The sequence below is a fragment of the Halorubrum distributum JCM 10118 genome, from assembly GCF_000337335.1.
Classification (GTDB): domain Archaea; phylum Halobacteriota; class Halobacteria; order Halobacteriales; family Haloferacaceae; genus Halorubrum; species Halorubrum distributum.
Window position 1 is genome coordinate 134,403 of record NZ_AOJN01000039.1, and the last position, 9,722, is coordinate 144,124.

Sequence of the window (9,722 nt, forward strand, 5' to 3'; positions counted from 1 at the left end):
GTCGTCCGCGAGAGCGCTCAGTCGTCCGCCGGTTCGCCGGCGTCGGTCGCTTCCTCGCTCGCCGCGTTCTCGCCGATCGGCTCGCTGTCCCAGTACGCGTGGTCGTCGTCGGTCCGGAAGCAGGCGGCGGTCCGGCCGTCGCCGACGTCGTATCCCGGCGGGGCCGACTCCCGGCAGGCCGCGCGCGCCTCCGGACAGCGCGTATGGAACCGACAGCCCGCCGGCGGGTTCCGCGGCGAGGGCACGTCGCCGTGGAGCGTCTCGAACTCCTCGTCGCGCGCCTCCGTGCTCGCCCGCGGGACGCTCGACAGCAGCGCCTTGGTGTACGGGTGCGCGGGGTCGTCGAAGATCTCCTCGACCGGGCCGATCTCGACGATCTCCCCGAGGTACATGACCGCGACGCGGTCGCAGACGTGCCGGACCACGCCGAGGTTGTGCGCGATGAAGAGGAACGTGAGCCCGAAGTCGTCCTGGAGGTCTTCGAGCAGGTTCAGGATCTGCGCCTGGACGCTCACGTCGAGCGCGCTCACCGGCTCGTCGAGGACGACGAAGTCGGGGTCCAAGGCGAGGGCTCGGGCGATCCCGATCCGTTGGCGCTGACCCCCGGAGAACTCGTGGGGGTACCGGTCGATCTGGTCGGCGGAGAGCCCGACGCGTTCGAGCAGGTCCCGGGCCGTCTCGCGGCGCTGTCCCTTGTCGGCGATGTCGTGGATCCGGAGCCCCTCCGTGACGATGTCGCCGGTGGTCATCCGCGGGTCGAGACTGGAGAACGGGTCCTGGAACACGATCTGCGCGCGCCGCCGGAACTGGTTCAGCTCCGCGTCGGTCATCCCGCGGACGTCGGTCCCGTCGAAGGTGATCTCTCCCGCGGTGGGCTCGCGCAGCCGCAGCACCGTCTCGCCGGTCGTCGACTTCCCGCAGCCGGACTCGCCGACGAGCCCGAGCGTCTCGCCCTCGCGGACGTCGAAGGAGACGCCGTCGACCGCCTTCACGCTCTCCGACTCCTGGCCGAGCAGGCGGTCGACGAGCGACGGGTCGTCCGCGTAGTACTTCTTCAGTCCCTCGACGGAGAGCAGCGGGTCGCTCATTCGTCGTCACCCCCGTCGGTCGCGGCCGCGGCCCCGTCGTCGGGGTCGGCTGCCTCGCCGCCCCCGCCGAAGTAGTCGTCCGGGAGCGCGTCCGCCGGGTCGTGCTCGCGGTCCGCGAGGACGCACTTGGCGCCGTGGTCGGCGTCGGCGTCGACCGTCAGCTCGGCGGGCTTCTCGAGACACGACTCCATCGCCTTCGGGCACCGGTCCGCGAAGTAACACCGGTCGTCCATCTCGGCGTCGATCAGGCTCGGGACGTTGCCCGTGATCGGTTCGAGCCGCGCACGCGGGTCGTCGACGTCGGGGATGGATCCGAGCAGCCCCTGCGTGTACGGGTGGACCGTGTCCTCGAACACCGAGTCGAGCGTGCCACGCTCGACGACCTCGCCGGCGTACATGACGCAGACGCGGTCGCACATCTCGGCGATGACGCCCAGGTCGTGGGTGATGAGCACGATGCTCATCCCGCGGTCGGCCTGGATCTCCTTCAGCAGGTTCAGGATCTGCGCCTGGATCGTCACGTCGAGCGCGGTCGTCGGCTCGTCGGCGATCAGCACGTCGGGCTCGCCGGCGAGCGCCTGCGCGATCATCGCGCGCTGGAGCATCCCGCCGGAGAACTGGCCGGGGTACTCGTCGACGCGCTCCTCGGGGTCGGGGATCCCGACCTGCCCGAGCAGGTCGACCGCGCGCTCCATGCTCTCCTCGCTCGTGTAGTCGCGGCCGGGGACGAGCCCGTCGAGCAGGTACTTGCCGAGCCCGTACCCCTGCGTCCGCGAGCGCGTCGAGCGGGGGTTCGCCCGCGCCCGGCGCTGGACCTCGACCGCCTCGGCGATCTGCTCGCCGACCGTGATCGAGGGGTTGAAGCTGCTCATCGGGTCCTGGAAGATGACGCTGAACGAGGGGCCGCGCAGCGAGCGCCGGACGCGCGGCGGCACGGTCCGGAGGTCGACGTGGTCGCCGTCGACCCGCATGGCGTCGTTCCCGCGGAACTCCTCGGCGAGGTCGGGGTCGCGGTACCACACCTCGCCGGCGGTGACGCGGCCGGGCGTCTCGACGAGGTCGACGAGCGACAGCGCGGTCACCGACTTGCCGGAGCCGGACTCGCCGACGACGCCGAGGATCTCGTCCTCTCGGAGGTCGAACGACACCGACTCCACCGCGTTGATCTGCCCCTCCTCGGTGAAGAACCGGGTCGAGAGGTCGCGGACCGACAGGACGTCGTCCGGCCCGGGCGTCCCGGTCGGAGTCGCGTCGCCGGTCTCGAAGGCGTCGCTCATGCGGCACCCCCTTCGCCCTCGATACCGGGGTCCAAGGCGTCACGCAGCCAGTCGCCGAGGAGGTTGATCCCGATCACCGACAGCATGATCGCGAGCCCGGGAATGGAGGCGATCCACCACTGACCGGAGGAGACGTAGTCGCGCCCCTGCGCGATGTCGAAGCCCCACGACAGCGTCGTCCCGGAGAAGCCGAGGAACGACAGCGAGCTCTCCAGGAGGATGATCGCCGCCACCTGCACCGTCCCGAGGACGATGATCGGCGTGATCGCGTTCGGGAGGATGTGACGGAGGATGATCGTGTTGTCGTCGGCGCCCAGCGCGCGCGACGCCTTCACGTACTCCTGGCCGCGCAGCGAGAGCGCCTCCCCGCGGGCGACCCGGGCGAACCACACCCAGTTGACGAGGCCGACGACGATCACCACCGTTATCGGCAACACGAAGCTCTCCGGCATCTCCGGCGCGAGGCCGGCGACGACGAACGGGTCGGGGATGTCCACCGCCGCCCGCCCCCACAGCCCGATCAGCGCGACCGCCAGCACGAGCGAGGGGAACGCGAGGCTCACGTCCGCGATCCGCATCAGCGCGTCGTCGACGCGCCCGCGGTGGTAGCCGGCGAGCAAGCCGACCGGCACGCCGATCGACGCCGCCAGCAGCGTGCCGAGCACGCCGACGACGAGCGACGTGCGAGCGCCGTACACCACCCGCGAGAACATGTCGCGGCCGAGCCCGTCGGTGCCGAACACGTGGTCGGGCTCGGCGGTGATCTCGACCTCCTCGGTGACCGTCTGTATCTCGCCGTCGACCATCTGCGATGAAGTCCGCTCCGTCGTCTCAGAGAAGCCGATCGGCGGGAGCTCGCTCTGGTTGAGCTGCTGGTCGGTGGGGTTGTGGGGCGCGATGAAGGGGGCGAACACGGCGGTCAGCACGATGACCACCACCAGCGCCAGCCCGAGCTTCGCGAGCCCGCTCTGTCTGAACTCCTTCTTGAGATTTCGAATGACACGTGAAGAGACCATGTTAGTCGTTCACCACCTCGGGGTCGAGGTAGGCGTACACCACGTCGACGAGGATGTTGACGAAGACGAAGGACGTCCCGATGACGATGAGGCTGCCCTGAAGCGTCGGCCAGTCCCGGTCGTTGATGCTGTCGATGACGAGCGATCCGAGCCCCGGCCACGAGAACACCGCCTCGGTGATCACGGCGCCGCCGATCAGCGTCCCGAGCTGGAGACCGAGGACGGTGATCACCGGGATGAGCGTGTTCCGGAGCGCGTGTTTGTACCGGATCAGGGTCTGCGGGAGCCCCTTGGCCCGCGCGGCCTGGACGTAGCCCTTGCTGAGTTCGTCCAGCATCCCCGACCGCGTCAGCCGGGTGATGAGCGCCATGAAGTAGGTGCCCAAGGCGATCGCCGGCAGCGTGATGTACGCGAGCCACGTCAGCAGCGTTCCGAGCACCGGCTCCGGTCCGACGAGCGAGAGCGCGACGTCGCCGACGTCGACCCCGCGGCCGCTGGTGTTGAAGATGTTGAACTCCACGGCGAAGACCAGGATGAGCATGATCCCGAGCCAGAAGTTCGGCGTGGAGATGCCGCCGAGCGACAGCAGCGTCGCGCCGTAGTCGACCGGCTCGTTGCGCCGGGTCGCGCTGATCACGCCCAGCGGAATCGCGAGGATGATGGCGACGACGCTGGCGGCGACGGCCAGTTCGATCGTCGCGGGGAGGCGGCCGAACACGAGCGTCACGACGTCCTGCCCCTTGATGTACGAGAACCCCATATCGCCGCGCAGCAGGTCGAAGATGTACTGGAGGTACTGGACGTACAGCGGCTGGTCGAGCCCCAGCTCGGCGGCGATCGCCTGTCGCGTCTCCTGGGAGGCGTCGAGCGGCGCGACCGCGTTGATCGGGCTACCGGGCGTGACGAACCGGAGCGCGAACACGACCGTGACGACGCCCCAGACGACGCCGATCCCCTGGAGGCTTCTTTTGACTGCGAATCTTCCGAGTGACATTAATAACGATGTGAGCGGGTCGAGACGGCGTTACTGCTGGGTCGCCGTGTCCGGGTCGATGAACTCGTCGGCCCGCGGCTCCCAGGAGATGTCGTCCGAGACGCCGTAGACGCTGAACTGCTGGTGCATGAACACCCACGGCGCGAGGTCGTGGGCGAGCTGGTTCGCCTCCTGGAGGATGTCGACGCGCTCGTCGGGGTCCTCGGTCGCCTCGGCGTCTTCGAGCAGCCCGTCGAGCTCGTCGTTCTCCAGCACGGTGAGCGCGCCGCTCGACGAGAGCAGCGGCGTCAGCGTCTGGCTGCCGTCGAACTCGGCGTTCCCCCAGCCGAGGAGGTTGAAGTGCGGGCGGTCCTCGATGTTCGGCGCGGTGACGTCCTGAACGAGCGAGGAGAACTCGCGCTGCTCGACCTCACAGGAGACGTTCGACAGCGAGTCGATCTGGTTGGCCGCCGCCTGCGCGATCTCGACGTCGCGGAGGTAGCGCCCGATCGGCGTCTCCAGGGTGATCTCGACGCCCGCGTGGCCGGACTCCTCGACGAGGCGCTCGGCCTCCTCGGGGTCGTACGGGTACGGGTCGATGTCGGGGTTGTGGCCGACGTGGCCGTCGAGGGTCGGCTGTGCGGTGATGTTCCCGAATCCGTTGAGGACGCTCTCGATGATGCTCTCGACGTCGACCGCGTGGTTCATCGCCTGCCGGAACTGCTGGCTGGAGAACGGCTCCACGTCGTAGCGCATCTGGAGGAAGATGATCCGCGCGCTCGCCACGGAGTTGATCGACGCGACGTCGGACCCCTCGACGCGGGAGACCTCGTTCGGCGGGACGTTCGTCACGATGTCCGTCTCCTCGGCGAGCAGCTGGTTGACCCGCGTGCTCGACTCGCTGGAGGCGCTCATCCGGAGCTCGTCGACCTCGGGGGCGCCGTCCCAGTAGTCCTCGAACGGCTCGTACAGCACCTCGTTGCCCGAGTCGTACTCGGAGAGTTGGAACGGCCCCGTCCCGTTGGCGTTCCGGTTGATGTAGTCGCCGCCGTTCTCCTCGACCCACGACTGCTGCATGACCGGGCCGTTCGTCGCGAACAGCTGGAAGGCGATCGGGTTGTATCCCTCGAAGGAGACCGTCACCTGCCCGTCGCCGGTCGTGACCTCCGAGACCGAGCCGAGGTCGTTGGACTGCGGGCTGACGATCCCGACGTCCTCGAAGACGATCCGGCGGATGCTGTACCGGACGTCCTCCGGCGTGACATCGTCGCCGTTGTGGAAGGTGAGCCCGTCGCGCAGCATGAAGCGGACGCTGCCGTCGTCGGTGCGCTCCCACTCGTTCGCGAGGCCGGCGATGATGCCGCCCTCCTTGTCGCGGTCGAGCAGGCCCTCGTACAGCTGCCCGACGATGATCTCGGTGTTCGTCTCGGCGTGGTCCTGCGGGTCGAGCCCGGAGTCCATCTGACCCATGGTGACGCCGACTTCGAAGGCGTCGTCGCCCCCGTCGGAGCCGTCCGACCCGTCGGAGCCGTCCGACCCGTCGGAGCCGTCCGACCCGTCGGAGCCGTCACCGCCGTCGCCGCCGTTGCCGGAACAGCCCGCGAGACCGACCGCACCGGCCGTTCCCGCGTACTTGAGCACCGTCCGCCTGTCGACGTGATTGTCGTTGTCAGTAGGCATAGGCGATACCAAACCATAGAGCGTTATGAACCTACCGGCAGAGGCCGCTCCTTTCGGGGGCGGTTGCTGGCGATCCGCTGACAGTAGGGGTGCCGAATCGGCGGTGTGAGCGCCCGGCACAGGCGGACCCGGGGCGAGCGGAAACCGACGCCTATGTAGGGGGGCCGGCGGTAGGCGAGCGGTATGGACGCACCCGATCCCGGACCGCGGTGGGACGCGGTCGAGGAGGACGCGGAGTCGACGGCGGCGGCGTACCGAGAGCGCGGCTGGACCGCGATCGCCGGGCATCCCGGGCAGGTGAACCCGGTCGCGGACGCCGCCCGGATCGACGTGCTGTTGCCCGGGTCGGAGTTCGACGCGGCGCTCGAGGCGGTCGACGACGCCGCGGTCGACGGCGTCGACGTGTACGCGGGCGCCGCCGACGGGGTCGCGTACCGGCTGGTGGTCGCGACTGACGAGGCGGGGCAGGTGGCGCTGTGCGTGCCCGCGTACCTCGCGAACGAGGACCTCGCCTCGCTGCGCGCGGCCGCCGAGGCGGCGGGGGCGCTCACCGTCCGGCTGCGCCCCCTCGACGACCGCGACCACGTCGAGATCGCGATCGACGAGCCCGCCGTCTTCTTCGACGCGCCCGAGGCGTGAGGGGGGTCGAGCTCGCACCGGCCCCGGCCCGCGGAGACGCACGCTCGTGGGTATCGGTACCACGATCGACTTCGACGTATTCATAGTTGTGCGATCGCGATCATCCGTATGAACCGCGCAGAGAAGGCGGCCCTCCAGCTACAGGCGGTCGCCGTGTTGCGGATGCTGAAGGAGACGCGAACGTACGAGGAGCTGTCCGCGGTGACCGGGCTGCCCGCGGGCGACCTGAACCGCTACGTGAACGGCCACGTGCTGCCCGGCACCGACCGCGCGAGCGAGGTCGTCGAGTCGGTCGGCCGCGAGGCGCTCGCCGACGAACTGGTCGCCCGCGTCGAGTTCGACGACGAGGGGTACGTCGACAACTCCGGGGTCGTCTTCGACCAGTCGTTCCTCGACCTCGTGGCGCCCGTCGCCGCGGAGACGTTCGAGTTCGAGTCGCCGGACGTGGTCCTGACGGCCGCGACCGACGGGATCACGCTCGGCGCGGCGATGGCCTCCTTCTTCGACGCGCGCCTGGCGTACGCCAAGAAGTCGAAGGAAACCGCGGTCGAGGAGTTCATCGAGTCGCGCCAGCGGCTCGCCTCCGGCATCGAGCTCACTTACTACCTCCCCGCGAGCGCGATCGACGCCGGCGACACCGTCCTCGTCGTCGACGACCTGATCCGCTCGGGCGAGACCCAGGAGCTCCTCCTCGACATCGCGCTCCAGGGCGACGCCGACGTCACCGGCGTGTTCGCGCTCATCGCGGTCGGCGACGAGGGGATGGACCGCGCGCGAGCGATCACCGACGCGCCGGTCGGGGCGTTGACGACGTTCGAGTAGCCACGTTCACGCATACTATTCGCGCATAGACAGAATAGATCCTCTTTTCGATCCACATTCGTGGATAACTAAGCGGGGCGTTCAGCAAGGCTTATCATCCGATCCCGGGGAACACTCACCCGTTCAATGGGGCTTTCAGACACGCTGGCCGCGCGGTTCGACGTGGAGTCGCACGGGTCGGACGTCCGCACCGAACTGGTCGCCGGGCTCACGACGTTCCTCGCGATGTCGTACATCATCGTCGTGAACCCCGCCATCCTCTCGGAGGCGATCCAGATCGAGGGGTACGGGCAGGGCGAGGTGTTCCAGATGATCGCCATCGCGACGATCCTCTCGGCGGCGATCGCGACGGTCGTGATGGCGCTGTACGCGAACCGGCCGTTCGGACTCGCGCCCGGGCTCGGGCTCAACGCCTTCTTCGCGTACACCGTCGTGTTGGGGCTCGGCGTCCCGTGGCAGACGGCCCTCGCCGCCGTCTTCGTCGAGGGGATCCTGTTCATGCTCCTGACCGCGGTCGGCGCGCGAGAGTACGTCATCCGGCTGTTCCCCGAGCCGGTGAAGCGCTCGGTCGGCGCCGGTATCGGGCTGTTCCTGCTGTTCATCGGCTTTCAGGAGCTCCAACTCGTCGTCCCCGACGAGGCGACGCTCGTCACGCTCGGCGGGATCTTCGGGAACCCGTGGGCGATCTTAGGGCTGCTCGGGGTCGCGTTCACCTTCGGCCTCTGGGCGCGCGGGATCACGGGCTCTATCGTGCTCGGCATCGTGACGACCTCCCTCGTCGGCTGGGGGCTCACCTTCGCCGGCGTCTTCGACCGCGGCACGGTCACGGCGGCTCGGGGATCGCTCCCGGCGCCGCAGTACGACATCACGCCGCTGGCGGGGGCGTTCGTCGACGGCCTCGGGAGTATCGACCCGCTCACGTTCGTCCTCGTCGTGTTCACGTTCTTCTTCGTCGACTTCTTCGACACCGCCGGGACGCTCATCGGCGTCTCGCAGTTCGGTGACTTCCTCGACGAGGACGGCGACCTCCCCGACATGGACAAGCCGCTGATGGCCGACGCGGTGGGGACGACCGCGGGCGCGGTGCTGGGTACCTCCACGGTGACGACGTACATCGAGTCGTCGACCGGCGTCGAGGAGGGCGGCCGCACCGGCCTCACCGCCCTCGTCGTCGCGCTCCTCTTCCTCGCGTCGCTCGCGGTGATCCCCGTCGTCGCCGCCATCCCGGCGTACGCCTCGTTCATCGCGCTGATCGTCGTCGGCGTGATGATGCTCCAGGGGCTCGTCGAGGTCGACTGGTCGGACCCGGCGTGGGCCGTCTCCGCGGGCCTCACGGTCACCGTGATGCCGTTCGCGTACTCCATCGCCGACGGGCTCGCGGCGGGCATCGTCGCCTACCCGCTGATCAAGGTCGCGGTCGGCGAGTACGACGAGGTCGCGCTCGGGCAGTACGTCATCGCGGTGCTGCTCGTCGCCTACTACGTGCTCCAGACGCGCGGCGTCATCCTCTAAAGCGGTCGACGCGCCGCTGCGGCCGTTCCGCACACCGCTTTTCGAACTTATAAATGTCCACGAGCGGGAGCGGCGGCTCTTATAAATGGAGAGCGGTGGCGCGTGCCTGTGAGGCCGCCTCGCGGCCGAGCAGCACGCGCGAGGGAGTCGGCCGGTCGGAGCGAAGCGGAGACCGGCCGACGAGGCTGGGGAGGTGAGAGGTGCTGTGCGGTCGCGGTCGGGTGGGACTCAAAGGGGCAGTCGCGAGGACGGCGCAGACGACGTAAGCACCGCAGGAGCGAGTGAAACGAGCGACGAGGAGCGCAGCGAGCGTGCGCCGCCCTCGCGACTGGGGCTTTGGTGGTGTTCGCCGTCAGTCCGCTCTCAGCTATTTATAATGGCAGAACGCTCTTGAGCCGCCGTCACGCATCCCGACCGAGGCGACCGAAACGATGACAGACCAGTCCGACGAGTACCGCGTAACCGTCGCCGACCGCGAGCGACACGCGAGCGACCCGGCCCGCGAACTCGCGCTCGACTGCGTCACCGCGGGGATCGAGGCCGCGCACCCGGAGCGAGTGGTCGCGGACGCGCTCTCCCTCGACGACGGCGTCCTGACGGTCACCGCCGTCGACGGCACCTCGACGACCCGCGACCTCGCGACGTACGACCGCGTCCTCGAGCACCTTCCCGGTGACGGGGATGCCGTGGCCCATCTGCATCTCGACCTCGGGGG

General features: G+C 69.1%; 8 protein-coding genes and 1 pseudogene. 4 read left to right on the forward strand and 5 right to left on the reverse strand.

Features of this window, described 5'->3' with window-relative positions:
* Positions 1-17: 17 nt before the first annotated feature.
* Genes C466_RS06785 through C466_RS06805 form a run of 5 tightly spaced genes read right to left on the reverse strand, consistent with a single transcriptional unit; the run spans position 18 to position 6,034 of the window.
* Entirely contained in the window at positions 18-1,088 is a 1,071-nt protein-coding gene (locus C466_RS06785; protein ID WP_004598131.1) for an ABC transporter ATP-binding protein, read from the reverse strand.
* The gene (locus tag C466_RS06790) at positions 1,085-2,365 is read right to left on the reverse strand and encodes an ABC transporter ATP-binding protein (protein WP_004598132.1); all 1,281 of its coding nucleotides are present in this window, start codon (positions 2,363-2,365) and stop codon (positions 1,085-1,087) included. The genes C466_RS06785 and C466_RS06790 overlap by 4 nt, the downstream gene beginning before the upstream one ends.
* On the reverse strand, positions 2,362-3,381 hold the full coding sequence (locus C466_RS06795; RefSeq protein WP_004598133.1) for an ABC transporter permease: 1,020 nt from the start codon (positions 3,379-3,381) through the stop codon (positions 2,362-2,364). The genes C466_RS06790 and C466_RS06795 overlap by 4 nt, the downstream gene beginning before the upstream one ends.
* Before the next feature lies 1 nt (position 3,382).
* Positions 3,383-4,375 (reverse strand): ABC transporter permease, encoded by a 993-nt coding sequence (locus C466_RS06800; RefSeq protein WP_004598134.1) that lies wholly within the window; start codon positions 4,373-4,375, stop codon positions 3,383-3,385.
* A 30-nt stretch (positions 4,376-4,405) separates the two neighbouring features.
* On the reverse strand, positions 4,406-6,034 hold the full coding sequence (locus C466_RS06805) for an ABC transporter substrate-binding protein (protein ID WP_049908395.1): 1,629 nt from the start codon (positions 6,032-6,034) through the stop codon (positions 4,406-4,408).
* Positions 6,035-6,217: 183 nt separating this feature from the next.
* Here C466_RS06805 and C466_RS06810 point away from each other — a divergent pair, with 183 nt between their 5' ends.
* The 4 genes and pseudogenes from C466_RS06810 to C466_RS06825 all read left to right on the forward strand — a co-directional run.
* Entirely contained in the window at positions 6,218-6,673 is a 456-nt protein-coding gene (locus C466_RS06810; protein WP_004598136.1) for a DUF7529 family protein, read from the forward strand.
* Between the two features lie 108 nt (positions 6,674-6,781).
* Positions 6,782-7,495 carry a phosphoribosyltransferase family protein gene (locus C466_RS06815; protein ID WP_004598137.1) on the forward strand — a complete coding sequence of 238 codons (714 nt, stop codon included), beginning with the start codon at positions 6,782-6,784 and terminating at the stop codon, positions 7,493-7,495.
* Positions 7,496-7,621: 126 nt separating this feature from the next.
* Positions 7,622-9,007: an NCS2 family permease gene (locus C466_RS06820; RefSeq protein WP_004598138.1), complete on the forward strand. Its 1,386-nt coding sequence runs from the start codon at positions 7,622-7,624 to the stop codon at positions 9,005-9,007.
* A gap of 431 nt (positions 9,008-9,438) precedes the next feature.
* Positions 9,439-9,722, forward strand: a pseudogene (locus tag C466_RS06825) (glycerate kinase type-2 family protein); the annotation flags it as partial.

Coding starts and splice junctions, on each gene's coding strand:
- C466_RS06785 (WP_004598131.1), bottom strand. CDS start 1,088: ATGAGCGACCCGCTGCTCTCCGTCGAGGGACTGAAGAAGTACTACGCG.
- C466_RS06790 (WP_004598132.1), bottom strand. CDS start 2,365: ATGAGCGACGCCTTCGAGACCGGCGACGCGACTCCGACCGGGACGCCC.
- C466_RS06795 (WP_004598133.1), bottom strand. CDS start 3,381: ATGGTCTCTTCACGTGTCATTCGAAATCTCAAGAAGGAGTTCAGACAG.
- C466_RS06800 (WP_004598134.1), bottom strand. CDS start 4,375: ATGTCACTCGGAAGATTCGCAGTCAAAAGAAGCCTCCAGGGGATCGGC.
- C466_RS06805 (WP_049908395.1), bottom strand. CDS start 6,034: ATGCCTACTGACAACGACAATCACGTCGACAGGCGGACGGTGCTCAAG.
- C466_RS06810 (WP_004598136.1), top strand. CDS start 6,218: ATGGACGCACCCGATCCCGGACCGCGGTGGGACGCGGTCGAGGAGGAC.
- C466_RS06815 (WP_004598137.1), top strand. CDS start 6,782: ATGAACCGCGCAGAGAAGGCGGCCCTCCAGCTACAGGCGGTCGCCGTG.
- C466_RS06820 (WP_004598138.1), top strand. CDS start 7,622: ATGGGGCTTTCAGACACGCTGGCCGCGCGGTTCGACGTGGAGTCGCAC.